We start from the raw sequence: 25,840 nt of genomic DNA on the forward strand, positions 1-25,840 counted from the left end.
GGACCACGAAAAGTCGCTTTCGATCTGTCATTCATCGCCTGGCTCGGAAAAATCACCACCCTCCCCCAAGCGCCCGGGAATATTCAGGCCAAAGTGCAGGTAGGCATGCCGGGTGACCACGCGGCCGCGCGGCGTACGCATGATGTAGCCCTGCTGGATCAGGTACGGCTCAAGCACATCCTCGATGGTATGACGCTCTTCGCTGATGGCCGCGGCCAGGTTGTCCACGCCCACCGGGCCGCCATCGAATTTTTCGATCATGGTCAACAGCAGGCGGCGGTCGGAATGATCGAAACCACGCTCGTCCACGTCCAGCAGGTTCAGCGCCATGTCGGCCACGGCCTTGGTGATCTGGCCCTTGCCGCGTACTTCGGCGTAGTCGCGTACCCGGCGCAGCAGGCGGTTGGCGATACGCGGCGTACCCCGAGCGCGGCGAGCGATCTCGTAGGCGCCGAGGTCTTCGATGGCCAGGCCAAGGATGTTGGCCGAACGGCTGACGATGGTGGCCAGGTCCTTGTCGCTGTAGAACTCCAGGCGCTGGACGATACCGAAGCGGTCACGCAACGGGTTGGTGAGCATGCCGGCACGGGTGGTAGCGCCCACCAGGGTGAACGGTGGCAGGTCCAGCTTGATCGAACGCGCCGCCGGGCCTTCGCCAATCATGATGTCGAGCTGGAAATCCTCCATGGCCGGGTACAACACCTCTTCGACGACCGGCGACAGCCGATGGATTTCGTCGATGAACAGCACATCGTGCGGCTCGAGGTTGGTCAGCATGGCTGCCAGGTCGCCAGGGCGTTCCAGAATAGGCCCCGAGGTGCTCTTCACCGACACGCCCATTTCATGGGCGATGATGTTGGCCAGGGTGGTCTTGCCCAGGCCTGGCGGGCCAAAGATCAGCGTGTGATCGAGCGACTCGCTGCGGCCACGCGCCGCCTGGATGAACAGCGCCATCTGCTCGCGCACCACCGGCTGGCCGATATAATCGTCCAGGCTCAGCGGGCGAATCGCACGGTCCTGGACCTCTTCGCGGTCGCGGCCACTGGCGGCGATCAGGCGGTCGGCTTCGATCACTTGGTTATCATCCCTTTCAGGCTGCGGCGGATCAGTTCTTCACTGCTCAAGCCGGCCTTGTCCTTGATCGCAGCGATTGCCTTGCTGGCTTCCTGCGGCTTGTAGCCGAGCGAGACCAGGGCACTGACCGCATCGGCCTCGGCGCTGGACTCGCTGGCGACCGGCAACGGCCCGTCGGACACCAGGGTGAACATGGCCGGTGACGTCTCCCAGGCTTTGAAGCGGTCCTTGAGCTCGACCAGCAAGCGTTCGGCGGTTTTTTTGCCAACACCGGGCACGCGCACCAGGGCCGAGGTGTCCTGGGCTTGCACGCAGCGCACCAGTTCGTCCACTTCCAGCCCGGACATCAGCGCCAGGGCCAGCTTCGGCCCCACGCCGTTCAGGCGGATCAGCTCGCGGAACAACTCGCGCTCGCGCTTTTCGGCAAAGCCATAGAGCAGGTGGGCGTCTTCGCGCACGACCAGGTGGGTATGCACGGTGACGGCTTCGCCCACCTTGGGCAGACGGTACAGCGTGGTCATGGGAACTTCCAGTTCGTATCCCACGCCGTTGACGTCGATAATCAGGTGCGGCGGCTGTTTTTCCGCCAGGGTGCCGCGCAAACGTCCAATCACGTTCCGATCCTTCCTCTCGGGGAGCCGGTCAAAGACCGCTCAACCCTATCAGCAAATGCAGCGGGTGAACGCATCACCCGAACAAAATATGTATCAGCGCATGAAGCGCCTACAGACGCAAGCGCCCGCCGCGTCGCCGTGCCGTGGCCAGGCCATGTGGTACCAAGCTGGAACGGGTGTGAGCGTGGCACAGGGCGATGGCCAGGGCATCGGAGGCATCGATCTGTGGCTTTTGCGTCAATTTCAGCAGGTGCATGACCATCATCATCACCTGCTCCTTGTTGGCCCCACCCGTGCCGGCCACGGCCTGCTTGACCTGGGTGGCGCTGTATTCGGCGATTTCCAGGCCGGCCTCGGCGGCGGCGACGATGGCCGCGCCACGGGCCTGGCCGAGCTTTAGCGCCGAATCGGCGTTGCGGGCCATGAACACCCGCTCGATACCCATGGTCACCGGGCCGTGCTGGGCGATGATTTCACTGACACCCCGAAAAACAATCTGCAGCCGCTCGTGCAGCTCGCCGCTGCCGGTGCGGATACAACCCGATGCCACGTACTCGCAACCACGGGCGGTCTGACGGACCACACCGTAACCGGTGATGCGCGAACCGGGGTCGATACCAAGAATCAGAGTCATAACACCTGCGGAGTTTTACCAATTTCACCGGTCTATTCGCGGGCAAGCCCGCCCCTACAAAGACCTCGCAGTCCCTGTAGGAGCGGGCTTGCCCGCGAATAAACCCTCAAGGCGAACGAAACAACCTTAGCCGAGGTTATCCATGATCTCATCGGAAATCTGGGCGTTGGAGTAGACGTTCTGCACGTCGTCCAGGTCTTCGAGCATGTCGATCAGCTTGAGCACCTTTTCCGCACCGTCCTGGTCAAGTTCGGCGCTGGTGGTCGGCTGCATGACGATTTCCGCGTCAGCGGCCTTGAAGCCAGCCTCTTCCAGCGCGTTACGCACGGCATAGAAGCTATTGAACGAAGTGAACACCTCGAACGAGCCGTCATCGTTGGCCACCACGTCGTCGGCATCGGCCTCCATTGCCGCTTCCATCAACGCGTCTTCTTCAACGCCCGGGGCAAAGCTGATCTGCCCCTTGCGCTCGAACAGGTAGGCCACCGAACCGTCGGTGCCCAGGTTGCCACCGCACTTGGTAAAGGCATGGCGCACGGCGGCGGCAGTACGGTTGCGGTTGTCGGTCATGGCTTCGACCATGATCGCCACGCCACCGGGGCCGTAACCTTCGTAGCTGAGCTCTTCGACGTTGTCGCTTTCATTGGTGCCAGCGCCACGGGCCACGGCGCGGTCGATGATGTCGCGACTCATGTTGGCGCCCAGCGCCTTGTCCAGCGCCAGGCGCAAGCGCGGGTTGGATGCCGGGTCAGGGCCGCCTTGCTTGGCAGCTACCGTCAGCTCACGGATCCACTTGGTGAAGACCTTGCCTCTCTTGGCATCCTGGCGCTCTTTGCGGTGCTTGATGTTCGCCCACTTGGAATGACCAGCCATAACGACTCCGAATCCTTTGAATCACAAACAGCCCCGCCCCATGACGGGGCGGGACGGGAGAATACCTGCGCCGAAACGCAAAGGCGCATCCATATGGATGCGCCCGGGGACTGCTTACTCGACCTTGGTCTGTTCGCGCAGTCGGATGTGCAGCTCGCGCAGGGCCTTGGCGTCGACCAGGCCAGGGGCCTGGGTCATGACGCATGCAGCGCTCTGGGTTTTCGGGAACGCGATCACTTCACGGATCGACTGGGCGCCGGTCATCAGCATGACCAGGCGGTCCAGGCCGAAGGCCAGGCCGCCGTGGGGCGGTGCGCCGAATTTCAGGGCGTCGAGCAGGAAGCCGAACTTCTCTTCCTGTTCTTCTGCCTCGATACCCAGCAGGCGGAATACCGCCTGTTGCATCTCTTTACGGTGGATACGGATCGAGCCGCCACCCAGCTCGGTGCCGTTCAGGACCATGTCGTAGGCACGGGACAGGGCCGTGGCCGGGTTGGCCTCCAGCTCTTCCGGGGTGCACTTGGGCGCGGTAAACGGGTGGTGCAGCGCGGTGAAGCTACCGTCTTCGTTCTCTTCGAACATCGGGAAGTCGACGACCCACATCGGTGCCCACTCGCAGGTCAGCAGCTCGAAGTCGTGACCCAGGCGGATACGCAGCGCGCCCAGGGCTTCGCTGACCACCTTGAACTTGTCGGCGCCGAAGAACACGATGTCGCCATCTACAGCACCCACGCGGTCGAGGATGTTGTTGAGGTTGGCTTCAGGGATGTTCTTGACGATCGGCGACTGCAGGCCTTCGACGCCCTTGGCACGCTCGTTGACCTTGATGTAGGCCAGGCCCTTGGCACCGTAAATGCCGACGAACTTGGTGTACTCGTCGATCTTGCTGCGCGGCATGCTCGCACCGCCTGGCAGACGCAGGGCGGTAACGCGGCACTTCGGATCGTTGGCCGGGCCGGCGAATACTTTGAAGTCGACATCCTTCAACTGGTCGGCAACGTCGACCAGTTCCAGCGGGTTACGCAGGTCTGGCTTGTCGGAGCCATAGCGGCGCATGGCCTCTTCGAAGGTCATGTGCGGGAATTCGCCGAACTCCAGGTCCAGCACTTCCTTGAACAGCTTGCGGATCATGCTTTCGGTCAAGCCCATGATCTCGCTTTCATCGAGGAAGCTGGTCTCGATGTCGATCTGGGTGAATTCCGGCTGGCGGTCGGCCCGCAGGTCCTCGTCACGGAAGCACTTGGCGATCTGGTAGTAGCGGTCGAAACCGGCGACCATCAGCAGCTGCTTGAACAGCTGTGGCGACTGCGGCAGAGCGAAGAAGCTACCGGCGTGGGTACGGCTTGGCACCAGGTAGTCACGCGCACCTTCCGGGGTAGCACGGGTGAGGATCGGGGTTTCGACGTCGAGGAAACCATTTTCGTCGAGGAAGCGACGAATGCTGCTGGTGATGCGCGAGCGCAGGCGCAGCTTGTCGGCCATTTCCGGGCGACGCAGATCGATGAAGCGGTAACGCAGGCGGGTTTCCTCGCCGACGTCGGAGTATTCGTTCAGCGGGAACGGCGGGGTTTCTGCTTCGTTGAGCACGTTCAGCTGGTAGCCGAGGATCTCGATTGCACCAGACGCCATGTTGGCATTCACCGCACCGTCAGGGCGCTTGCGGACCTTGCCGGTGATCTGCACGACGTATTCGCTGCGCACACGGTCGGCAGCGGCGAAGGTTTCGGCGCGATCAGGGTCGAACACGACCTGGGCCATGCCTTCGCGGTCACGGATGTCGAGGAAGATCACCCCGCCGTGGTCGCGGCGACGATGGACCCAGCCGCAAAGGGTGACTTCCTGGCCGTCCAGGCTCTCGTTCAGTTGGCCGCAATAATGGCTGCGCATCATGATGGTGGTTTCGCTTCTCGTGATTCGTGTATTCGGTGGAGGCCTTGGCCGCCCGGAGGGCTAATACTGCAAGACCCGGTCACAGCATTCAACTCAGTCGGCCTTGTCGCCGCCTGCCAGATTCTTTTTCGCCCCGGTCTTGAAGTCGGTTTCGTACCAACCATTACCGCTCAGGCGGAAGCCTGGCACCGACAGCAGCTTTTTCAGTGCCGGCGCCTGGCAGGCCGGGCAATCGACCAGCGGCGCGGCGCTGATCTTCTGCAGCACTTCCATGCGGTGCTCGCAGGACGCACATTGATAGTCATAAAGGGGCATGGGTGTCTCTCGTCAACCACAACGCTGGCTGCCGGGGCAGCAAAAAGCGGGATTATATATGGTTAGCAAGCACTGCGCAGCCCGCCAGGCGATCAGCGCGCACTTGGCGGGTTCAGAAGCCACGCCACGCAGATGACCCGGATCAGCCCGCTGAAGTTGCGCACCCCACCCTGGCGCAGGTGCACTTCGCGGTCCACGTAGGACAACACGGCACTGACCGAGCAGCGGTTGGCAGCGGCGATGCGCTCCAGGATACCCCAGTAGACGGCCTCCAGGCGCAGACACGTGGAAAAGCCGTTGAGCCGCACCGAGCGCGACACCGGCTGGGCCTGCAACATGTCGAAATCCGCCTTGAACGGATCGATGCATTGTTTTGCGGGCCAACTCCCCTGGCCAATACTACGTTTGCTCGCTTGCATCATGCGCCACACTTCCTCGTCACAGGTACCAGGCGACCTATGAAGCGCTGATGCGCGAGCTTAAAGCAGCGGCAAAATCTTCCTGCACAACCTCTAGACCCCGGCCGGGCATGCCGACCAGGGCTTTTGCACGATGGCCGTTACTTGCCGTCGAGCAGCACCCGCAGCATCCAGGCGGTTTTCTCGTGCACTTGCATGCGCTGGGTCAGCAAGTCGGCGGTCGGCTCGTCACTGACTTTGTCCACCACCGGGAAAATACTGCGCGCAGTACGCACCACGGCCTCCTGACCCTGCACCAGCTGACGGATCATTTCGTCCGCAGGGGGCACGCCTTCCTCCTCCTTGATCGACGAGTGCCGCGCGTAGAATGCATACGACCCCGGCGCCGGGAAGCCCAGGGCACGGATGCGCTCGGCGATCGAATCGACTGCCAGCGCCAGTTCGTTGTACTGCTCTTCGAACATCAAATGCAGGGTGCGGAACGACGGACCGGTGACGTTCCAGTGAAAGTTATGGGTTTTCAGATACAGCACATAGGTATCCGACAACAGACGGGACAGCCCATCGACGATGGACTTGCGATCTTCTTCACTGATACCGATATCGATTGCCATGAAGTTCCCCTTTCCATAAGGCTTGAGACTCAAGCGGGCGCCGACCACTGTAGCAACACTTGGCGCATGCCGCATGTGACATGGCGCAACACATCGCCCGCCGGGCGGCCTGCGGTTTGAGTAGGCTGCGGCTTTACTGTTAAATAGGCACGGTGCCACCCGTGCGGACTGTCATTGCCGGGTGCATAGGCTGGCCTGTCACGTGTTCGCGCTCTACACCTCATGCGCACCGTGCTACCAGCTCTTCCTGTGATCGGCCTTATCAACTGTGAGCCAACCCCATGTTCAAGATCGTCCATCTGGTGACGGGCGTGGCAGCTTTGCTGCTATCGCTCATACCCAGCCTGAAAACCGATGCGACACCCTTCCTGCAGCAACCCGACGCGGTCTACCTGGCGCTGCTCGGCCTGCTCAACCTGGTACTGGCCCCGGTCGTGCCACTGTACTACCGCGGCGCGCGACAACAGCTGCAGCATCTAGCCTGCGCCCTGCTGGTGGTAGCCGTGGTACTGCAGACCCTGACGTTGCTGGCTCGCCCGGAAATGGGCAACCTGGCTGCCCTGGTCTGTGCGGTGCTGGCCGTAGCCCTGCACCTGGCCGTGGGCTTTGCCCGCACCCCGCGTAAAGCGCGCAGCAGCCAACACGCGGCACAAGATGTCGGCAGCCGTGATACCGGCACCGTCAAGTGGTTCAACACGTCGAAAGGCTTCGGTTTCATCTCCCGCGATTCGGGTGATGACATCTTCGTGCACTTTCGCGCCATTCGCGGTGAGGGCCACCGCATCCTGGTCGAAGGCCAGCGTGTGGAGTTTTCGGTGATGCACCGCGACAAGGGCCTGCAGGCCGAAGACGTGGTTGCAGTAACCCGACGCTGACGCCGCCTTCTCCGTGAGCGCGGGCTTGCCCGCTCTCACGGAGAGCATGCCCAAGCAGTAGTCAGTAATGCGGCGGCGGCGCCTCTTCCCCTTCGCTGCCGTACTGGCCAACCATCTCTTCATGACGCTTGATCAGCTCGGCCATCTGCAATTGCAGCCGGTCAATCACCCGCCCTTGCTCGACGACCACGTCATTCAGTGCCTGAATAGTGTCATCCTGAAACGCCTGACGGGTTTCCAGTTCCACCATACGCATTTCCAGTGTCATTTCAGGCCTCCTGGTAACCAGCCAATTGCAGCCCGCGCAGGCGCTGGCGAACGGCTTGCAGCTGATCATCGGTGTACGCCACCGACGGGCACTTGCCCCAAACCGGGGCCGGCCAGGCAGCATCGTCGCGCCGGCGCACGATCACATGCATATGCAGCTGGCTGACCACATTGCCCAACGTTGCCACGTTCATCTTGTCAGCGCCGTAGCTGGTCTTCAGCGCTTCGGCCAACACGGTGGTTTCCTGCCACAACTGTTGCTGCTCTGCCGCATCCAGCTCGAACAGTTCGCTGATGCCGGCGCGCTTGGGCACCAGGATGAACCATGGGTAATTGGCATCCTTGCTCAGCAGCAACTGGCACAGCGCAAACTCCCCCAGCACCAGGGAATCCTGCTGCAAACGTGAATCGAGGACGAACACGGCATATCTCCTTCAGGCAAAACCATCCCGCATCGAGCGGAAAACAGGCCTGCAAGGATACCTTGCACATTCCCGGTAACACAGCGCTACTTTTCGCACCAAAATGAGGCCGCCTGTCCGCCCTTCCCACACTTGCCACCCCACAAACGACTCTGGATGAACAAGTTGCGGTAACACATTGACTTTCATGACAGCTTTTTAAATTTTAATGATTCTCGACTCCAATATCTCATCAACCCGCCTTCGGCCCGTATTTACGGCACTTTCCGACCCTCGGTAGCAGGTTTTGTGAAAATTTCATGAAGTGTTGTGAATTTTGAGCACGCTTGTTGCATTCACTTCACGCCAAGTCGGCACGACATCTGCAACGGCAGGTGTACGCGACAAATAACAACAGCGGCATTGGTTACCAGGGAGTTTCCTCAACCAGAATCGGTAGTTACCGATTTGTTACGGTGACAGGAACAGCGCTGGCGTTGTACGGCCCTTAAACCGGGGCGTGATTTGCGACATGGAAATATCTAAAAGCGACATGGCGAAAAAGTTCCGCAAAGAGTGCTTATAGCCATATCGCCAACAACAGTCAGCGTGCTATACATTTTCGCCGACATAAAAAGAAAGAGCTGCCCCATATAACTAAAACACATGGACGCAGCGGTACTCTTCCTAAAAACCAAAGGAGCAAATCACGATGCGCGTGATGAAGTGGAGCATGATCGCCCTGGCCGTTGCGGCAGGGACCTCGCAGTTGGCAATGGCCTCGGCACAAGACGAGTCCAAAGGTTTCATTGAAGACAGCAAGCTGAACGTCAAAACCCGCATGCTGTACTTCAGCCGAGACTTCCGCAACGTCCCGTCTGGCTCCCAGAGCCGCGTTGAAGAAACCGGCCTCGGCTTCCTCGGCACCTTCGAGTCGGGCTTCACCCAAGGTACCGTCGGCTTCGGCGTCGACGCCATCGGCATGCTCGGCATCAAGCTGGACAGCGGCAAAGGCCGTGCCGGCACCGGCCTGTTCCCGGAAGGCTCCGACGGTCGCTCGCAGGATGACTACTCCGAAGGCGGCGGCGCAGTGAAAATGCGCATTTCCAACACCGTGCTGAAGTTCGGCGACCAGTTCACCGCACTGCCAGTACTGGCTACCGACGACAGCCGACTGCTGCCGGAAGTTGCCGAAGGCGGCCTGATCACCAGCAACGAAATCGATGGCCTGACCCTGCATGCCGGTCACTTCACCGCGCTGAACGCACAGGCTCAGACTTACCACGACAGCCTGAACCTGACCGAGGCCAACGTCTTTGGTGGCACCTACGCCATCACCGAAAACCTCAGCACCAGCGTTTACTACTCGCGTGTCGAAGACCACTTCCGCAAGTGGTACGGTAACATCAACTGGGCGCTGCCGATCAGCGACAAGCAAGGCCTGGTGTTCGACTTCAACATTTACGACACCAAGTCGATCGGCGACAACCTGACCGGCGCATTCGTCAGCAAGTCCGACGGCAGCAACGAACTGGACAACATTGCAGCCAGCCTCTCGGCCGCCTACAACATTGGCGCACACACCTTCACCCTGGCCTACCAGAAAGTCAGCGGCGACGGTGACTATGCCTACGGCGTGGACGGTGGCGGCACGATCTTCCTGGCCAACTCGGTTGCCCGTTCCGACTTCAACGCCGAAGACGAAAAATCCTGGCAAGCGCGCTATGACCTGAACTTCGCCGAGTTCGGCGTACCAGGCCTGACCTTCATGACCCGTTACGTGCGCGGTACCGGTGCCTCCACCCGCACCACCGACGACGGTAAGGAATGGGAACGCGACATCGACGTCAAGTACGTGATGCAAAGCGGCCCGGCCAAGGACCTGAGCTTCCGCGTACGTCAGGCCACCTACCGTTCGGGCGATGGCGTGTACTACGGCTCCCCATCGATCGACGAACTGCGTCTGATCGTGGAGTACCCGCTGAGCATCCTGTAAGCCTGGCTTGCAGTGCCCCGCACTTGAAAAAGCCCGGCGATCACGCCGGGCTTTTTCTTGGCTGACAAGTGCCACGCCCTGGGGCATCCTGTACGCCTTCGTTTCACCCCCGTACAATGCGGGGCTATTTCAACGTCTTAGGCAATCGACACGGCTAACCATGCGCACCAGTCAATATTTGCTCGCCACCCAGAAAGAAACCCCTGCCGACGCAGTGGTCATCAGCCATCAGCTCATGCTGCGTGCCGGCATGATCCGCAAACTGGCCTCCGGCCTGTACACCTGGCTGCCGATGGGCCTGCGGGTAATGCGCAAGGTCGAGGCCGTGGTGCGTGAGGAAATGAACGCCGCCGGCGCCCTGGAAGTGCTGATGCCGAGCATCCAGCCCGCCGAACTGTGGCAGGAATCCGGTCGCTGGGAGCAGTATGGCCCTGAGCTGCTGCGCCTGAAGGATCGCCACCAGCGCGACTTCTGCGTCGGCCCTACCCACGAAGAAGTGATCACCGATCTGGCCCGTAACGAGCTGTCCAGCTATAAACAGCTGCCGCTCAACATGTACCAGATCCAGACCAAGTTCCGTGACGAGATCCGCCCACGCTTCGGCTTGATGCGTGGCCGTGAATTCATCATGAAGGACGCCTACTCGTTCCATGCCGACCAGGCTTCCCTGCAGGAAACCTACGACCGCATGCACCAGGCGTACAGCAACGTGTTCACCCGCCTGGGCTTGGACTTCCGGCCTGTACAGGCCGACACCGGCTCGATCGGCGGCAGCTACTCGCACGAGTTCCACGTGCTGGCCGAGTCTGGCGAAGACGACGTGATCTTCAGCGACAGCTCCGATTACGCCGCCAACATCGAAAAGGCCGAGGCCATCCCACGTGAAACCGTGCGCCCAGCCCCTACCGAGGAACTGCGCCTGGTCGACACTCCAGACGCCAAGACCATCGCCCAACTGGTGGAAAACCACGGCCTGGCGATCGAGAAAACCGTCAAGACCTTGATCGTACGCGGCGCCGAGGAAGGCAAGCTGGTGGCCCTGGTGGTACGTGGCGACCACGAGCTGAACGAAATCAAGGCCGCCAAGCTGGAGCAGGTTGCCGACCCGCTGGTCATGGCCACCGACGCCGAACTGCGCGACGCCATCGGTGCCGGCGCCGGCTCGCTCGGCCCGCTGAACCTGCCGCTGGAAGTGGTGATCGACCGTTCGGTTGCACTGATGAGCGACTTCGGCATTGGCGCCAACATCGACGACAAACACTACTTCGGCGTGAACTGGGAGCGTGACCTGCCGGTTCCACAGGTCGCCGACCTGCGTAACGTGGTTGAAGGCGACCCGAGCCCGGACGGCCAGGGTACCCTGGTGATCAAGCGCGGTATCGAAGTGGGCCACATCTTCCAGCTCGGCACCAAGTACAGCGAAGCACTGAAGTGCCAGGTACTGGGCGAGAACGGCAAACCGGTCGTTCTGTCGATGGGTTGCTACGGCATCGGTGTGTCCCGTGTGGTCGCAGCTGCCATCGAGCAGAGCTATGACGACAAGGGCATCATCTGGAACGACGCCCTGGCGCCATTCCAGATTGCCCTGGTACCCCTGCGTTATGAAACCGACGTGGTCCGCGAGGCAACCGACAAGCTTTACGCCGAACTGACCGCCGCAGGCTTCGAAGTGCTGCTGGACGACCGCGACAAGAAGACCAGCCCAGGCATCAAGTTTGCCGACATGGAGCTGATCGGCATCCCGCACCGCATCGTCGTCAGCGATCGCGGCCTGGCCGACGGCAACCTGGAGTACAAGCACCGCACCGAGCAGGACGCCCAGGCGCTGCCGCTCAATGAAGTGCTGACCTTCCTGCAGGCCCGCGTTCGCCGCTGATAACCAATGCACGAGTGATCATGTTCAAGCGAAGTACCTTTACCCTGGGGGGCGCCGCACTGTGCGGCGCCCTGCTCGTCAGCGGTTGCGCCAATCAGATGTCCCAGCGCAGCGACCATGAGGAGCGCGTCGAGCGCAAACTGCTCGAGCACACCCTGCAGATCGATGTCGGCGAGCCGAAGGTGATGGAGCTCCCGCAGCGACGTGTGCGCGTGCATGAGCAGAAGCGCTTCGAGGTCACCGAGTTCGAAGTCACCCGTCGCTATGACCGCTATACGCCTTACCAGCCCTGGCGGGAGATCTATGAGATCCCGCTGGGTGCAGTGGCCGTGGTGGCTGGTGTCGGCGCCAACGTGGTCAATGTCTTCACCTTGGGCAATCTGCCGCAAAGCATCACCCACGACTGGCTCAGCTACGGCGTGGACGGGCTCAACCCGTTCATGAACGTGCCTTCCAACGGCCGTGCGCAGCAGAACCTGGCGGGGATCAGCGAAGTGCAGAAAAGCCAGCGCGAGGAATCTACCAGCGTGCCCTGGAGCGAACGCCTGGTCGAGGTCAAGGCCGGCAAGATGACCCACGAGCTGACCACCGACAGAAATGGCGTACTGCGCCTGAACCTGCTCGACAGCCCGTTTTCCGAGCAGAACCTCAACCACGTCGGCACCCTGCACCTTCAGGTACTCGACGAAGACAATGCTGTGCGAGGTGATGCCAGCCTGCTGGTCAGTGCCACCCTGCGCAACAAGCTGCTCGAGGCTCATGAGCTGATCTTCGATGACCTCGAAGATGACGATGTCGGTCAGTGGGTACATCGGGTCAAGCGCCTGTCCGAGCTGGGCCTTGAAGAGGAGGCCAGCGAAATGGAGCAGAGCCTGATCGAGCTGACCCGCAACGATCCAGAGCTGCAGCAGGAGTTTCTGCAGTCGCTGACCAAGGCCACCGGCCGGTTGGTGGCCGATCCAGGCGTGCAATAACAAATGGGGCTGCGTTGCAGCCCCATTCATTTAGGTGGGAACAGCTCCAGCTGTTCATGCGCCCCGCGCAAGTCGCGCAACCTCACCCCTACCCCTAGCAAGCGCACCGGCTTGCTACCTCGGGCGAACGCCTGCCCCAGCAACTGCCGATAACTCTCCAGGTCCCGGCCCGCCCCCGCCTGTTCCATGGTGGTCTGGCTGAAGTCATGAAACTTGACCTTAACGAACGGTTTGTCCGGCCGGTAACTGTTGTCCATGCGGGCAATACGTTCGTTCAGGCTATCCAGCAGCTCTGGCAGCCGCGCCAGACAACTGGCCAGGTCTGGAAGGTCGGTGTCGTAGGTGTTTTCCACGCTGACCGACTGGCGTCGGCTGTCGTTGTGTACCGCACGCTCATCGATACCCCGCGCCAGCCCCCACAATCGCTCACCAAAACTGCCAAACTCGCGCACCAGCGCTAGCCGTGACCACTCACGCAACTCCAGACAGGTTTCGATACCCAGTCGCGTCAGCTTGTCGGCCGTCACCTTGCCCACCCCATGCAACCTGGCCACCGGCAAGGCTGCAACGAACGCCTCCACTTCAGCCGGGGTAATCACGAACAACCCATTGGGCTTACGCCAGTCACTGGCGATCTTGGCCAGAAACTTGTTCGGCGCCACCCCCGCCGACACGGTGATATGCAGGGTGCGGGCAACACGCCGGCGAATGTCCTCGGCGATGCGCGTGGCACTGCCCGAATACCACTGGCTGTCGCTTACATCCAGGTAAGCTTCGTCCAGCGACAAAGGCTCGATCAGCTCTGTGTAGTCGCGAAAAATGCTGTGAATTTCCCGCGAGGCCTCACGGTAGGCTTCAAAGCGCGGCTTTACGATCAACAGATCGGGGCACAGCTTCAGCGCATGCCGCGACGACATGGCCGAGCGTACCCCATAGGCACGCGCTTCATAATTGCAGGTGGCAATTACCCCACGATGATCGGGCGAGCCCCCCACCGCCATGGGCCGCCCGGCCAGGCGCGGGTCGTCACGCATTTCGATCGCGGCGTAGAAGCAATCGCAGTCGACGTGGATGATCTTGCGCAAGGACATGGACGACCGTCAGCACTGTAAATTCATACAGATAGTATCGCATGCACCCTGCACTGAAACAGCTCACCCGCATCGCCACACGATAATCGGCCTGAAAGCCCCGCCGCGCCTGTGCCGAATACTGTTCTCAAGCGCTAAGGGTTTGAACAAAAAAGCTTTTTCCAAAACAATTGCTTGACACCAGGAAGTAAATCCGTAGAATTCGATCTCACAGGCGCGGGATGGAGCAGCCTGGTAGCTCGTCGGGCTCATAACCCGAAGGTCGTCGGTTCAAATCCGGCTCCCGCAACCAGATTCGAGAAAAGGCCACTGTTAACGCAGTGGCCTTTTTCTTTGCCCGCTGAAAAGCGTTTTCGAAAAAATCTCGAGAAATCAAAGCTTAGCGCTTGACATACCCCCCACAAGCTGTAGAATCCGCCCCACTGACGCGGGATGGAGCAGCCTGGTAGCTCGTCGGGCTCATAACCCGAAGGTCGTCGGTTCAAATCCGGCTCCCGCAACCAGATTCAAGAAAAGGCCACTGTTTACACAGTGGCCTTTTTCTTTGTCCGCGAAAAAGTGTTTGCGAAAAACTTCGTAAAATCAACGCTTGGCGCTTGACACCCAACCAGCAAGCTGTAGAATGCGCACCTCTGACGCGGGATGGAGCAGCCTGGTAGCTCGTCGGGCTCATAACCCGAAGGTCGTCGGTTCAAATCCGGCTCCCGCAACCATATTCGTCAGAACAAACCCCGCCTGTGTAACAGCAGCGCGGGGTTTGTTGCTTTATGCCTCCCTGTTATTCGTCGCCTCGTTTCCCCCTCCCTTCAAGCCAACCCGCAGGCTTGATGCGTTGTGCCCAGGATGAACTATCTTTAACCCTGCCAGGCCGCTGAAAGCGCATGAGGCCGGAGTAACATTGGATACGTTTTCCTAAGGGACTTCCACTTGGCCGCACCTTTCCTTTACCTCGCGCAACTCGCCCGGGGTTGTTCATGACTTCGCACAATCCCGAACCTCCGGTGCCGCTCGCCTCGGCGCTGCCCGGTGCCGTGCAGCGTCTGCCTTTGCTTGAGCGCCTGAGTCGCTACCGCCAGCCCATTGGCCTGGTCGTGACCCTGTTGCTGTTCACCATGGCCTTGATCGCCTGCCGCCACTTGCTCAGCGAGCTGGACATCTATGCCTTGCACGATGCCATGCTCAGCGTGCCAACCCAGTCTTTGCTGGGTGCCTTGCTGGCAACGGTTGTCGGCTTCGTGATTCTGCTGGGCTACGAGTGGTCGGCCAGCCGATATGCCGGCGTGAAGCTGCCAGCACGCAGCCTGGTACTGGGCGGTTTCAGCGCCTTTGCCATCGGTAACGCCATCGGCCTGTCGATGTTATCCGGCGGCTCGGTTCGCTACCGCCTGTATGCACGCCAGGGGCTTGGTGCTGGCGAAGTCGCCCGCATGACCGTGTTTGCCAGCCTGTCACTGGGCTGCGCGCTGCCGCCCTTGGCCGCTTTGGCGACCTTGAGCAACCTGCCGGCGGCTTCGACTGCACTGGGGTTGGCGCCCGGGCTGCTGGCAGGTATCGCCAGCGCGGTGCTGATAGCGTCCGTCTTACTGGTCATTGGCTTATACCGTCGACGGCTGGCCGAGCAACCGCTGGCCAACAACCTGCTCGTTCAACTGGGCCGGCGTACACTTCGCCTGCCTGATGCTCGCCTGGCCGCCCTGCAACTGCTGATCACCGCGCTGGATGTGGCGGCGGCCGCCACCGTGCTGTACCTGCTGCTGCCCGAAGCGCCCCCTTTCGGCGCATTCGTGCTGGTGTACCTGCTGGCCCTGGCTGCGGGTGTGCTCAGCCACGTACCGGGCGGCGTCGGGGTGTTCGAAGCGATTTTGTTGGCGGCCTTTGCCGACCAGCTCGGTGCCGCACCGCTGGCGGCTGCCCTGCTGCTGTACCGGCTGATCTATGTGGTCCTGCCACTGCTGCTGGCCTGTGTGCTGCTGTTGGCCAATGAAGCCCGACGCCTGCTGTTCGCGCAACAGGCCATCAAGGCCGCCTCGGGGCTGGCCGCACCGATCCTGTCGATCCTGGTGTTCCTGTCTGGCGTGGTGCTGCTGTTTTCGGGTGCCACACCCGAGATCGACACGCGCCTGGAGCACATGGGCTTTTTGGTCCCGCACCGGCTGATCGATGCCTCGCATTTCGGCGCCAGCCTGATCGGCGTGCTGTGCCTGCTGCTGGCACAGGGCTTGCGCAGGCGCCTGTCCGCCGCCTGGCTGCTGACCACCGTGCTGTTGCTGGTCGGCGCCCTGCTGTCACTGCTGAAGGGCTTTGATTGGGAAGAGGCCAGCCTGCTGACCTTCACCGCCACCCTGCTCGCCCTGTTCCGTCGCTCGTTCTACCGCCCCAGCCGTCTGCTGGAACTCCCCTTCTCGCCGGTGTTCCTGGTGGCCAGCGCCTGTGCGGTAGGTGCATCGGTGTGGCTGCTGCTGTTCGCCTACCAGGATGTGCCCTACAGCCATCAGCTGTGGTGGCAGTTCACCCTCGATGCCGACGCCCCGCGGGGCCTGCGCGCCGCCATGGGCAGTGCATTGCTGCTGGCTGCCGTGGCGCTGACTTGGCTGCTGCGCACCGCGCCGCCAGTGATCCACCTGCCCGATGAAGAAGAGCTGCAACGCGCCAACCGTATCCTGCTGGCCTCCGATCAGCCCGACGGCGGCCTGGCACTGACCGGCGACAAGGCATTGCTGTTCCACCCGCGTGACAATGCATTCCTCATGTACGCCCGGCGCGGCCGCAGCCTGGTGGCGCTGTACGACCCGATCGGCCCGGCTCAGGAACGCGCCGAGATGATCTGGCAGTTCCGCGACCTGTGCGACCTGCACCACGCCCGGCCGGTGTTCTACCAGGTACGTGCGGAAAACCTGCCGTTCTACATGGACATCGGCCTGACCGCCCTGAAGTTGGGCGAGGAAGCCCGGGTCGACTTGCGCCGCTTCGACCTTGAAGCCAAGGGCAAGGAGATGAAAGACCTGCGCTACACCTGGAACCGCGGCGGGCGCGATGGCTTGACCCTGGAAATCCATGAACCCGGCCACGCCCCGCTGGCTGAGTTGAAGGAAATTTCCGATGCCTGGCTCGGCGGCAAGAACGTGCGCGAGAAAGGCTTCTCGCTGGGGCGCTTCAGCCCGGACTACCTGCAGCATTTCCGCATAGCACTGATCCGCTTCCAGGGGCGCCCGGTGGCTTTCGCCAACCTGCTGGAAACCCATGGCAACGAACTGGCCAGCCTCGACCTGATGCGTGCGCACCCCGAGGCGCCAAAGCTGACCATGGAATTCATGATGATTGGCTTGATCCTGCATTACAAAAGCCATGACTACGGGCGTTTCAGCCTGGGCATGGTACCGCTGTCCGGCCTGCAACCACGGCGTGGCGCGCCTTTGACCCAGCGTTTGGGCTCAATGGTGTTCCGCCGTGGCGAGCAGCTTTACAACTTCCAGGGGCTTCGCCGCTTCAAGGACAAATTCCAACCGGATTGGGAACCCCGCTACATGGCCGTGCCGGCCGGGCTCGACCCGCTGGTGGCACTGGCCGACACCGCCGCCCTGATCGCAGGCGGCCTGACTGGATTGGTGAAACGTTGATGACCCGACGCTTTTGGCTGTACCTGCTGGTTCCCTTGCTGCTGGCCGCCCTGGGTGGTGCGCTGGCGTTCTGGCTGTGGACGCGCCCGGCCCCCGAGGCGCGCCTTGAGCAATTGAGCATCAATGACACCAGCATCACCCGGGCTACCCCAGGCGTGCACCCCAAGGCCCGGGTGGCCATCGGCGTGCCACAGGATCAGGCACTGACAGACAAGCAACTGCTGGACCTGAGCCAAGCCGGCGAAGCCCAGCTGGTGCAGGTGATCTTGCCGCCTAACGACTGCAGCAAGCAGCAACAGGTCATGGATCAGGCCCTTGCCGCGCTACCAGAAAAACCGACGCTGGTAGCCGGTATCGGCCCTGGCGCCGCCCAGGCCTGGCGCTGGCTGGCCAGCCAGAACGATGACAAGGCCCGGGCAATTTCCGTGGACTTCACCGTCGAACAACCCGGCTGCCAGGCACCGCTGCCTAAATCGGCTGCCCATGGCCACTGGAGTGTCGCCTGGAACGACAACCCGGATGACGCCAGCGCCGCCTTCGTGCGCGACCAGGCCAATGCCGAAACCAGCATCAGCGACTACGACATCCACCTGCCACAAGTGCTCAAGGCGCAACTGACCCAAGCCCTGGTCGGCCACGACGGCAATGCCCTGGCCATCCCGGTGGTCGAGGTACCGGCTGGGCAGACCACCGACACGGTCACCCTGTTCCTCTCCGGTGATGGTGGCTGGCGCGACCTCGACCGCGACGTGGCCGGGGAAATGGCCAAGCTGGGCTACCCGGTGGTGGGCATCGACACGCTGCGCTACTACTGGCAGCACAAGACTCCGGAGCAAAGCGCCGCCGACCTGTCCGAACTGATGCAGCACTACCGGCAGAAATGGGGTACCAAGCGCTTCGTGCTGACGGGTTATTCATTCGGTGCTGACGTGTTGCCAGCCATCTACAACCGCCTGCCACCAGAAGACCAACAGCGCATCGATGCCGTGATGTTGCTGGCGTTTGCCCGCAGTGGCAGCTTCGAGATCGAGGTCGAGGGCTGGCTGGGCAAGGAAGGTCAGGAAGCGCCAACCGGGCCGGAAATGGCCAAGCTGCCAGCATCCAAGGTGGTGTGTGTGTATGGCGTCGAGGAAACCGACGAGAGTGGCTGCACGGAGAAGACCGCAGTAGGTGAACGCCTGAAACTGCCAGGGGGGCACCACTTCGACGAAAATTACCCGGCGCTGGCCAAACGCCTGATTGGCGAGATCGAGACCCGCCAGGGCAAATCGAGCGTGGCTGAGCAGAACTGACAATGATTGGGGCCGCTTTGCGGCCCCTTGGCATTCAGATCTCGACCTGAGTTCCCAGCTCGATCACTCGGTTGAGTGGCAGGTTGAAGAAGCGCAGGTTGCCGTTGGCATTCTTCAACAGGAACGCAAACAGGTTGCCTCGCCAGCGCGACATCCCTTCCAGCCGCGACGCGATCACCGTCTCGCGGCTGAGGAAGTAGGTGGTGCGCATCGGCGTGAAGTCCAGGTCATCCAGATGACACAGCTTCAACGCCGCCGGCACGTCCGGCTCATCCATGAAACCGAAGTGCAGCAACACACGGAAGAATCCGTCGCCGTAGGCCTCTACCTCGAAACGCTCATGCTCTGGTACCCGTGGCTGGTCTTCGCTGACCACGGTCAACAGCACCACCTGGCTGTGCAGCACCTGGTTGTGCAGCATGTTGTGCAACAGTGCATGCGGCACGGCATCGGAACGTGCGGTCAGGAATACCGCCGTGCCTTCAACCCGGTGCGGCGGCTGAATGCGGATACTGCTGATGAACAGCGGCAACGGCAGTGCGCCTTCGTCGATGCGCTCCACCAGAATCTGCTTGCCACGCTTCCAGGTGCTCATCAGCAGGAACAGTACACCGCCAGCCAACACCGGGAAGGCGCCGCCCTGGACGATTTTCGGCACGTTGGCGGCGAAGAACAGCCCGTCGACGAACAGGAAGCCCACCAGCAGCGGCACGGCGAGCACCGGCGGCCACTTCCACAGCAGCAGCATCACCGCCGACACCAGGATGGTGGTCATCAGCATGGTACCGGTCACCGCCACCCCGTAGGCCGCAGCCAGAGCGCCTGACGACTCGAAGCCGATCACCAGCAACACAACACCCACCATCAGCGTCCAGTTCACCGCGCCGATGTAAATTTGCCCCTGTTCGTCGCTGGAGGTGTGCTGGATCTGCATGCGCGGGATGTAACCCAGCTGAATGGCCTGGCGAGTCAGGGAAAACGCCCCGGAAATGACCGCCTGCGAGGCAATCACCGTGGCCATCGTGGCCAACCCGACCAACGGCAACAGCGCCCAGCTCGGTGCCAGCAGGTAGAAGGGGTTACGTGCTGCCTCCGGGTTTTGCAGCAGCAGTGCACCCTGGCCGAAATAGTTGAGCACCAGCGCGGGTAGCACCAGGATGAACCAGGCCCGGGCGATCGGCTTGCGGCCAAAATGCCCCATGTCGGCGTACAGCGCCTCGGCACCGGTCAGCGCCAGCACCACCGCGCCGAGAATGGCCACGCCCATGCCGGGGTGCACCACGAAGAAGTTCACCGCCCAGCCTGGGTTGAAGGCCTTGAGCACTTCCGGGCTCTGCGAGATGCCATGCACACCGAGCGCGCCCAGCACCACGAACCAGGTGACCATGATCGGGCCGAACAGTTTGCCGATCGTCTCGGTACCGTGCTTCTGCACCAGGAACAGTGCCACCAGTACCACCAGCGAAATCGGCACTACCCAATGGTCGATACCGTCAAACGCCAGGCCCATGCCCTCCACTGCCGACAGCACCGATACTGCCGGGGTGATCATGCTGTCGCCATAAAACAACGAAGCGCCGATCAACCCGCAAATCACCATCAGCGTGCGCAGCCGCGGATAGGCCGCCGTGGCCCGTCGCGCCAGCGCGGTCAGGGCCATGGTGCCGCCCTCGCCCTGGTTGTCGGCGCGCAGGATGAACATCACGTACTTGAACGAAACCACCCACAGCAGCGACCACAGGATCAGCGACAGGATCCCCAACACACCATCATGGTTGACCGGCACCCCATAACCGCCGGTAAAAACTTCCTTGAGGGTATACAACGGGCTGGTGCCGATATCGCCATAAACCACCCCGACCGCCGCCACGAGCAGGCCCAGCGACCGGGCTGCCCCCTGCTTGCCCTCGTGCCCGCCCTCAGCGTGACTGCTTGCCTGAACCATCGACCACTCCCGCACACGGCCATCACGGCCCTTGGTAATCACTCTGCTACCAGGCCCATGAAGGTACGCTGGCGCAACGGCGCGAAGCATAGCGCAGCGTTCGTCGTATTTCTGCTGGTCAAGCGCTCTTGCGCTCGCTAGAATTGCGCACTTTTTGATCAGAGGCGCCCAAAGCGCCCGTCAAGATCGCCCGCGATTCCGGCCGGGCGACCTGCATTCAATACCGAGGTTAGTCATGTCCACCACGCCCGCCACCCCCAAGGTAGGTTTCGTAAGCCTGGGTTGCCCAAAAGCCCTGGTCGATTCCGAGCGCATCCTGACCCAGCTGCGCATGGAAGGCTATGAAGTCGTGCCCACCTACGAGGACGCCGACGTTGTGGTGGTCAACACCTGCGGCTTCATCGACAGCGCCAAGGCCGAGTCGCTGGAAGTGATCGGCGAAGCGATCAAGGAAAACGGCAAGGTCATCGTTACCGGCTGCATGGGCGTAGAAGAAGGCAGCATCCGCGACGTGCACCCGAGCGTGCTGTCGGTCACCGGCCCGCAGCAGTACGAGCAGGTAGTCAACGCCGTGCACGAAGTGGTGCCGCCGCGTCAGGACCACAACCCACTGATCGACCTGGTGCCGCCACAGGGTGTCAAGCTGACCCCGCGCCACTATGCGTACCTGAAAATTTCCGAAGGCTGCAACCACAGCTGCAGTTTCTGCATCATCCCGTCGATGCGCGGCAAGCTGGTCAGCCGCCCGGTGGGCGAAGTGCTGAGCGAGGCCGAGCGCCTGGTGAAGGCTGGCGTGAAGGAGATCCTGGTGATTTCCCAGGACACCAGCGCCTACGGCGTCGACGTCAAGTACAAGACCGACTTCTGGAATGGCCGCCCGGTCAAGACCCGCATGCTCGAGCTGTGCGAAGCGCTGAGCAGCCTGGGCGCCTGGGTCCGTCTGCACTACGTGTACCCATACCCGAACGTGGACGACGTGATCCCGCTGATGGCCGCCGGCAAGATCCTGCCGTATCTGGACATCCCGTTCCAGCACGCCAGCCCGAAAGTGCTCAAGTCGATGAAGCGCCCGGCCTTCGAAGACCGCACCCTGGCGCGCATCAAGAACTGGCGCGAGCAGTGCCCTGAGCTGGTGATCCGCTCTACCTTCATCGTCGGCTTCCCGGGCGAGACCGAGGAAGACTTCCAGTACCTGCTGGACTGGCTGACCGAGGCCCAGCTCGACCGCGTTGGCTGCTTCCAGTACTCACCGGTGGAAGGCGCCCCGGCCAACGACCTGGGCCTGGAAGAAGTGCCGGACGACATCAAGCAAGAGCGCTGGGACCGCTTCATGGCCCACCAACAAGCCATCAGCACCGCCCGCCTGCAACTGCGCATCGGCAAGGAAATCGAGGTGCTGATCGACGAAGTCGAGGAGCAGGGTTCGGTTGGCCGCAGCTTCTTCGATGCCCCGGAAATCGACGGCAGCGTGTTCATCGACGGTGACCATGGCTTCAAGCCAGGCGACAAAGTGCGTTGCCGTGTCGTGGATGCCGACGAATACGACATGTGGGCAGAGCCTATCTAAAACGGCTGAAACATGAAAAGCCCCTGCCCCGGCACTCCCCACCAGGAACTACCGGCGCAGGGGCTTTTTTGTCAGAACGTGTGAAATAGCATCAGGCCGCCCTCGGCATCCGGGCTTGCATCCGAGAAGCCTTTGACCACGTAGAGTTGTACTTTCCACTGCTGGTTGAGCTTGTGGGTGAGGAACAGCGTCAGTTCCTGGATCTGCGATCCGGTCGAGACCACTTTTTGCCGCCAATCATAGGAAGCACCTGCCGAAGTGCCCGCAGCCACGGGTAGCGCAAAGCCGAGGCTGGCAAATACCGGGTCGTCGAAGTTGCTGTCGGGTGGGTCACCGAACTTCTTCCAGCCCAGCGTGGCGAACCCGGTGACCAGGCCAAAGCCCTTGGTGATGTCGACCTGGGCGGTGTAGTCGTACTCACCGGTGCCCAGGCACTGGTCTTCATCGGCGGTGGGGAATTTGACCTTGCCGATCAGGTCCAGCATCAGGCCACCGTCACTGCCATCGAGCAGCGCATAGCCGGCGCTGGCAACCGTGTCGCCCAGCCCGCTTTCCACGTCCCGGCAACCGCCAGGCAAGGGGTCACCACTGGGGCCGACTTCGGGGTTGGTGATGCGCAACCAGGGCACAGTTACCTTGTAGGTCATAGGGCCGGTCTCGTACTTGCCGACCACCGGCATGTACCAGATTTCCGACGTGGTGCCGGTGCCATAGTCGCCACTTGAATAGTCCATGCCGATGGCGGCGCTGAAGGTATCGGCCAAGGCCGAGGCACTGGTGCATGACAGCAAGCAAGCGAAAAGAGGGAGCGCTGGTCTCATCTGCACCTCAGTACCCTTTTGGGAAGTGTGGTCGGACTTACCCAGCCTAGTTGGCTAACGCCCGGATCGCTCTGGATGCTCGACTTTTTCGGCAGTCTCGACCTTTTCCGGCTTTTCGACTTTCTCGATTTTTTCTACTTTCTCCGGCAGCTCAACTTTCTCTACCTTTTCGACTCTTTCTACTTTCTCAACCTTCTCAACTTTTTCAGGCTTTTCGACTTTCTCTACCTTTTCTACTTTCTCTACTTTCTCTACTTTCTCTACTTTCTCTACCTTCTCTACTTTCTCTACCTTCTCTACTTTCTCTACCTTCTCTACCTTCTCTACTTTCTCTACCTTCTCTACCTTCTCTACCTTCTCTACCTTCTCAGGCTTTTCGACCTTTTCGCCCTTATCGACCTTCTCGACCTTTTCGACTTCGACCTTTTCCACCCGATCAGAACTTCCGCTGTTACTCCGCTCGGCCTGCTCCACAGCGTCGAGGTGTTCCGACTTTCCAGATTTTTCCACGCCACCCCCGCTGCCATGGCCACTGGAGTCGTCAACGGCACTGCGCCCACGGTGATCATCACTGGCTTCATTGCGCACGCTGGTCGCATCGCTTGCGCCATGATCACTGTTGCTGGAGCCGCCGGAGCTGCTCCTTTCCTGCTCGCCATCGTGCCCCGAATGGCTTCTGTCCGGATTGTCGATACGGTCTCCCTGGAACTCCACACGGGTTGCCCGCAACTCGTGAGTACCACTGAGTACCCCGCTTACCCGCACACGTTGATCAAGCGCCAACGTCGCAGGCTGCCTGCCAACAATTACAGTGCCTTGCCCCAACGTCACATTGATGCCTGCAACCACCAGTTGCCGTGCCTGAGTGCGCTGCACCAAACCTTCGACCACTGCCTGCTGGACTCGGCCAGCAAAAGGCAGGCTCGGGTCGGGGCGGGTTTGCGCCACTTCCAGCTGGCGCCCGGTCCACTGGCCGCGCACCAGCACTTCCCGTGCAGGTGCCACACGGGTACCCAGCTTCAACCCCTGAAGGTTGCCAGCACGATCTACCGCACCGATGGCGCTGGCCTCCCTCAACCCCGGAGCCCGTTCGATACGGGTCGCCACCACTTCGCCCCGGGCATCACGCAGGCCGCTGACCCTCACGGGCTCGCCCGGGCGCAGCCCTTCAGCCACCCGCGCGCCAGCGGCAAGCCGCACAGGTTGGCCCATGACTCGCAGGGGGGCCGAGGCATTGGGCAGCGCCGTTAGCGGCCCTTCGAAGACGTTGAGGATCGAAATGCGCCCTGCTTGCAGACCACGCTGGGTGGCGAACGCCTCCACCGCCACCACTTGCCCGATCGCCAGGTGACCACTGCTGGCAGGCGCCCCGTTTTCACTCACCGGTACGTCCTTGCCATAGTGCACCTCCATGCCATTGACGCAGATCGAGGCGAACCCGGTGATAGTGCCGACAATACCTGTGCCGCCCGTACCGCCCGGGCGCTGGATCGGCGCACCGGTACCGCCTACCCCACCGTGGCTGTGATCGAAGTAGGTACCGTCCACACCTTCCGCCACCGCCCCAGTACCACCCGTGCCACCGGGGCGTTGCTGGAGTGGCGCGCCGGTACCACCGACACCACCCGCCCTGGCCCCGGTACCGCCCACGCCGCCGGGAAACTGCATACCTGCAGCACCGGCCATACCCACCTCGTCCCGGCTGACACACACCGGCGCCGCAACCACCTCGGCAGGCGCTATCAGGTTCAACCCGAAAACCAGGGCGAACGTGACAGCACTGAGGCAGCGCGCAAGAAGAGTCATGGGCCGGGTGTCTTCGACGAATCGGGATCGGTAGCTTCAGTGTAGAAATAAAGCCCGACAGTGATGCGCTGGCGTTGCTCGGCACTGGGCTCATCGACGCTTTCCAGCTCGGCTGCAAGGTGGCTGAAGGCAAGCAGCGTCTGCATGCCATCCTTGGCGACCACCTCACGCACATGCTCGACACTTGCCAGGCTCAGGGCGTCGTAGTGCACGCTACGTTCAAAAAATGGTTGGCCGTCGTCACTGAGGTTGTGCACTGCTGCGCAGGCATGGTCATGCAGGTTGTGGCCGAAGTAGGCGGCTTTTTCATCAAAGCCCTTTTGCGGCACGAATGCCTGAGCTTGCAGGTGAACGCAATCCTGCTCGTCGAGCCGCACCACACCCAGGCGCAACCATTCATCCAGCACCACCCGGCCGCGGATATCGGTGCTGACCTTGGCCACCAGGGCATCAAATGAGCAATCCCCCCCCACGCTGGCCAGCCTCGGCAGCGCCAGTGCCTGACCAGGTACGGAACAGAATGGCGCAGTGGTAGTCCAGACGCTGACCAGCTGTGCGCCTAGCGTGATATTCGCGGGCAGGGCCGCAAGCACCGTATCGCCCTCGCTGCGCAGCCGTCGAACATCCTTACGATGTACGCCTGTAAGCAGGCTGATGCGGCTGTCACTTGGTGCGGTGTCGTTCAGACGAAACTCGCGATGCGCAACCTCGACGAACACTTCCTTGAGCAGGTCGGCGAACATCGTGTAGGTCACCCCCTTGCGTAGCATCAAACGCACCAAAGGGCGCATGACACGCCGCAGCGCGCTTAACATCGAGGGGGGTAAGGCGGGCGATTGCATTGAGCGCATTCCTTGACATATGAATCCTGCTCATACA

The 25,840-nt window shown here is 61.6% G+C and carries 22 protein-coding genes and 3 tRNA genes; 10 read left to right on the forward strand and 15 right to left on the reverse strand.

What is annotated here, in order from left to right:
- Positions 1-27: 27 nt before the first annotated feature.
- From ruvB to ACNQP3_RS22380, 8 genes are all read right to left on the reverse strand, one after another.
- Positions 28-1,074: a Holliday junction branch migration DNA helicase RuvB gene (gene ruvB / locus ACNQP3_RS22345; RefSeq protein ID WP_012273767.1), complete on the reverse strand. Its 1,047-nt coding sequence runs from the start codon at positions 1,072-1,074 to the stop codon at positions 28-30.
- The gene (gene ruvA / locus ACNQP3_RS22350) at positions 1,071-1,688 is read right to left on the reverse strand and encodes a Holliday junction branch migration protein RuvA (protein ID WP_012273768.1); all 618 of its coding nucleotides are present in this window, start codon (positions 1,686-1,688) and stop codon (positions 1,071-1,073) included. Before ruvA ends, ruvB begins: the two co-directional genes overlap by 4 nt.
- Positions 1,689-1,797: 109 nt before the next feature.
- Positions 1,798-2,322, reverse strand: a complete 525-nt coding sequence (gene ruvC / locus ACNQP3_RS22355) for a crossover junction endodeoxyribonuclease RuvC (RefSeq protein ID WP_012273769.1) — start codon at positions 2,320-2,322, stop codon at positions 1,798-1,800.
- Positions 2,323-2,448: 126 nt separating this feature from the next.
- Entirely contained in the window at positions 2,449-3,195 is a 747-nt protein-coding gene (locus ACNQP3_RS22360; protein ID WP_060514940.1) for a YebC/PmpR family DNA-binding transcriptional regulator, read from the reverse strand.
- Positions 3,196-3,309: 114 nt separating this feature from the next.
- On the reverse strand, positions 3,310-5,085 hold the full coding sequence (gene aspS, locus ACNQP3_RS22365) for an aspartate--tRNA ligase (protein ID WP_012273771.1): 1,776 nt from the start codon (positions 5,083-5,085) through the stop codon (positions 3,310-3,312).
- Between the two features lie 93 nt (positions 5,086-5,178).
- Entirely contained in the window at positions 5,179-5,400 is a 222-nt protein-coding gene (locus ACNQP3_RS22370; protein ID WP_012273772.1) for an FmdB family zinc ribbon protein, read from the reverse strand.
- Positions 5,401-5,492: 92 nt separating this feature from the next.
- Entirely contained in the window at positions 5,493-5,822 is a 330-nt protein-coding gene (locus ACNQP3_RS22375; protein ID WP_060492656.1) for a ribbon-helix-helix domain-containing protein, read from the reverse strand.
- A gap of 137 nt (positions 5,823-5,959) precedes the next feature.
- Positions 5,960-6,433 carry a Dps family protein gene (locus tag ACNQP3_RS22380; RefSeq protein ID WP_003254783.1) on the reverse strand — a complete coding sequence of 158 codons (474 nt, stop codon included), beginning with the start codon at positions 6,431-6,433 and terminating at the stop codon, positions 5,960-5,962.
- A gap of 281 nt (positions 6,434-6,714) precedes the next feature.
- On the opposite strand from ACNQP3_RS22380, the gene ACNQP3_RS22385 reads away from it, so the two are divergent.
- Positions 6,715-7,308 (forward strand): cold-shock protein, encoded by a 594-nt coding sequence (locus ACNQP3_RS22385; RefSeq protein WP_012273774.1) that lies wholly within the window; start codon positions 6,715-6,717, stop codon positions 7,306-7,308.
- Positions 7,309-7,369: 61 nt separating this feature from the next.
- On the opposite strand, the gene ACNQP3_RS22390 is transcribed toward ACNQP3_RS22385, so the two are convergent.
- Entirely contained in the window at positions 7,370-7,576 is a 207-nt protein-coding gene (locus ACNQP3_RS22390; RefSeq protein ID WP_012273775.1) for a SlyX family protein, read from the reverse strand.
- Position 7,577: 1 nt separating this feature from the next.
- Positions 7,578-7,997, reverse strand: coding sequence for an HIT family protein (locus tag ACNQP3_RS22395; RefSeq protein ID WP_060492655.1), 420 nt, complete (start codon positions 7,995-7,997; stop codon positions 7,578-7,580).
- A 691-nt stretch (positions 7,998-8,688) separates the two neighbouring features.
- On the opposite strand from ACNQP3_RS22395, the gene ACNQP3_RS22400 reads away from it, so the two are divergent.
- The 3 genes from ACNQP3_RS22400 (at position 8,689) to ACNQP3_RS22410 (ending at position 12,822) form a co-directional block, all read left to right on the forward strand.
- A complete protein-coding gene (locus tag ACNQP3_RS22400; RefSeq protein WP_012273777.1) occupies positions 8,689-9,972 on the forward strand; it encodes an OprD family porin in 1,284 nt (427 codons plus the stop codon).
- A 160-nt stretch (positions 9,973-10,132) separates the two neighbouring features.
- A complete protein-coding gene (locus ACNQP3_RS22405; RefSeq protein WP_060492654.1) occupies positions 10,133-11,848 on the forward strand; it encodes a proline--tRNA ligase in 1,716 nt (571 codons plus the stop codon).
- Positions 11,849-11,868: 20 nt separating this feature from the next.
- Entirely contained in the window at positions 11,869-12,822 is a 954-nt protein-coding gene (locus tag ACNQP3_RS22410) for a hypothetical protein (protein ID WP_060514937.1), read from the forward strand.
- Positions 12,823-12,848: 26 nt separating this feature from the next.
- On the opposite strand, the gene dinB is transcribed toward ACNQP3_RS22410, so the two are convergent.
- Positions 12,849-13,907 (reverse strand): DNA polymerase IV, encoded by a 1,059-nt coding sequence (gene dinB / locus ACNQP3_RS22415; RefSeq protein ID WP_176729456.1) that lies wholly within the window; start codon positions 13,905-13,907, stop codon positions 12,849-12,851.
- A gap of 221 nt (positions 13,908-14,128) precedes the next feature.
- Here dinB and ACNQP3_RS22420 point away from each other — a divergent pair.
- The 5 genes from ACNQP3_RS22420 (at position 14,129) to ACNQP3_RS22440 (ending at position 18,822) form a co-directional block, all read left to right on the forward strand.
- Positions 14,129-14,205: transfer RNA gene (locus ACNQP3_RS22420), tRNA-Met, on the forward strand.
- A 134-nt stretch (positions 14,206-14,339) separates the two neighbouring features.
- Positions 14,340-14,416 (forward strand) — tRNA-Met (locus ACNQP3_RS22425).
- 133 nt (positions 14,417-14,549) lie between these two features.
- A tRNA-Met gene (locus ACNQP3_RS22430) sits at positions 14,550-14,626 on the forward strand.
- 261 nt (positions 14,627-14,887) lie between these two features.
- Positions 14,888-17,530 carry a bifunctional lysylphosphatidylglycerol flippase/synthetase MprF gene (mprF, locus tag ACNQP3_RS22435; RefSeq protein WP_012273781.1) on the forward strand — a complete coding sequence of 881 codons (2,643 nt, stop codon included), beginning with the start codon at positions 14,888-14,890 and terminating at the stop codon, positions 17,528-17,530.
- Positions 17,530-18,822, forward strand: coding sequence for a virulence factor family protein (locus ACNQP3_RS22440; RefSeq protein WP_060492652.1), 1,293 nt, complete (start codon positions 17,530-17,532; stop codon positions 18,820-18,822). Before mprF ends, ACNQP3_RS22440 begins: the two co-directional genes overlap by 1 nt.
- 34 nt (positions 18,823-18,856) lie before the next feature.
- Here the strand turns inward: ACNQP3_RS22440 and ACNQP3_RS22445 are convergent, their stop codons facing one another.
- On the reverse strand, positions 18,857-20,767 hold the full coding sequence (locus ACNQP3_RS22445; protein ID WP_060492651.1) for a potassium transporter Kup: 1,911 nt from the start codon (positions 20,765-20,767) through the stop codon (positions 18,857-18,859).
- A gap of 235 nt (positions 20,768-21,002) precedes the next feature.
- Here ACNQP3_RS22445 and rimO point away from each other — a divergent pair, with 235 nt between their 5' ends.
- A complete protein-coding gene (rimO, locus tag ACNQP3_RS22450) occupies positions 21,003-22,334 on the forward strand; it encodes a 30S ribosomal protein S12 methylthiotransferase RimO (protein ID WP_060492650.1) in 1,332 nt (443 codons plus the stop codon).
- A gap of 71 nt (positions 22,335-22,405) precedes the next feature.
- Here rimO and ACNQP3_RS22455 read toward each other — a convergent pair whose 3' ends face one another.
- The 3 genes from ACNQP3_RS22455 to ACNQP3_RS22465 are packed head-to-tail and all read right to left on the reverse strand — an operon-like array spanning position 22,406 to position 25,803.
- Positions 22,406-23,155, reverse strand: coding sequence for a hypothetical protein (locus tag ACNQP3_RS22455; RefSeq protein ID WP_060492649.1), 750 nt, complete (start codon positions 23,153-23,155; stop codon positions 22,406-22,408).
- A gap of 54 nt (positions 23,156-23,209) precedes the next feature.
- The gene (locus ACNQP3_RS22460; protein ID WP_264316477.1) at positions 23,210-24,961 is read right to left on the reverse strand and encodes a DUF5666 domain-containing protein; all 1,752 of its coding nucleotides are present in this window, start codon (positions 24,959-24,961) and stop codon (positions 23,210-23,212) included.
- Complete coding sequence (locus ACNQP3_RS22465) at positions 24,958-25,803, reverse strand: DUF6502 family protein (RefSeq protein ID WP_012273787.1); 846 nt, start codon at positions 25,801-25,803, stop codon at positions 24,958-24,960. Before ACNQP3_RS22465 ends, ACNQP3_RS22460 begins: the two co-directional genes overlap by 4 nt.
- Positions 25,804-25,840 lie beyond the last annotated feature (37 nt).

It is taken from the genome of Pseudomonas sp. LFS074 (assembly GCF_047978165.1).
Classification (GTDB): Bacteria; Pseudomonadota; Gammaproteobacteria; order Pseudomonadales; family Pseudomonadaceae; genus Aquipseudomonas; species Aquipseudomonas putida_P.

Excerpts from the sequence above, each read along its gene's own strand:
- ruvC (WP_012273769.1), bottom strand. The coding sequence starts at position 2,322 with ATGACTCTGATTCTTGGTATCGACCCCGGTTCGCGCATCACCGGTTAC.
- ACNQP3_RS22360 (WP_060514940.1), bottom strand. The coding sequence starts at position 3,195 with ATGGCTGGTCATTCCAAGTGGGCGAACATCAAGCACCGCAAAGAGCGC.
- aspS (WP_012273771.1), bottom strand. The coding sequence starts at position 5,085 with ATGATGCGCAGCCATTATTGCGGCCAACTGAACGAGAGCCTGGACGGC.
- ACNQP3_RS22370 (WP_012273772.1), bottom strand. The coding sequence starts at position 5,400 with ATGCCCCTTTATGACTATCAATGTGCGTCCTGCGAGCACCGCATGGAA.
- ACNQP3_RS22375 (WP_060492656.1), bottom strand. The coding sequence starts at position 5,822 with ATGATGCAAGCGAGCAAACGTAGTATTGGCCAGGGGAGTTGGCCCGCA.
- ACNQP3_RS22380 (WP_003254783.1), bottom strand. The coding sequence starts at position 6,433 with ATGGCAATCGATATCGGTATCAGTGAAGAAGATCGCAAGTCCATCGTC.
- ACNQP3_RS22385 (WP_012273774.1), top strand. The coding sequence starts at position 6,715 with ATGTTCAAGATCGTCCATCTGGTGACGGGCGTGGCAGCTTTGCTGCTA.
- ACNQP3_RS22390 (WP_012273775.1), bottom strand. The coding sequence starts at position 7,576 with ATGACACTGGAAATGCGTATGGTGGAACTGGAAACCCGTCAGGCGTTT.
- ACNQP3_RS22400 (WP_012273777.1), top strand. The coding sequence starts at position 8,689 with ATGCGCGTGATGAAGTGGAGCATGATCGCCCTGGCCGTTGCGGCAGGG.
- ACNQP3_RS22405 (WP_060492654.1), top strand. The coding sequence starts at position 10,133 with ATGCGCACCAGTCAATATTTGCTCGCCACCCAGAAAGAAACCCCTGCC.
- ACNQP3_RS22410 (WP_060514937.1), top strand. The coding sequence starts at position 11,869 with ATGTTCAAGCGAAGTACCTTTACCCTGGGGGGCGCCGCACTGTGCGGC.
- mprF (WP_012273781.1), top strand. The coding sequence starts at position 14,888 with ATGACTTCGCACAATCCCGAACCTCCGGTGCCGCTCGCCTCGGCGCTG.
- ACNQP3_RS22440 (WP_060492652.1), top strand. The coding sequence starts at position 17,530 with ATGACCCGACGCTTTTGGCTGTACCTGCTGGTTCCCTTGCTGCTGGCC.
- ACNQP3_RS22445 (WP_060492651.1), bottom strand. The coding sequence starts at position 20,767 with ATGGTTCAGGCAAGCAGTCACGCTGAGGGCGGGCACGAGGGCAAGCAG.
- rimO (WP_060492650.1), top strand. The coding sequence starts at position 21,003 with ATGTCCACCACGCCCGCCACCCCCAAGGTAGGTTTCGTAAGCCTGGGT.
- ACNQP3_RS22455 (WP_060492649.1), bottom strand. The coding sequence starts at position 23,155 with ATGAGACCAGCGCTCCCTCTTTTCGCTTGCTTGCTGTCATGCACCAGT.
- ACNQP3_RS22460 (WP_264316477.1), bottom strand. The coding sequence starts at position 24,961 with ATGACTCTTCTTGCGCGCTGCCTCAGTGCTGTCACGTTCGCCCTGGTT.
- ACNQP3_RS22465 (WP_012273787.1), bottom strand. The coding sequence starts at position 25,803 with ATGCAATCGCCCGCCTTACCCCCCTCGATGTTAAGCGCGCTGCGGCGT.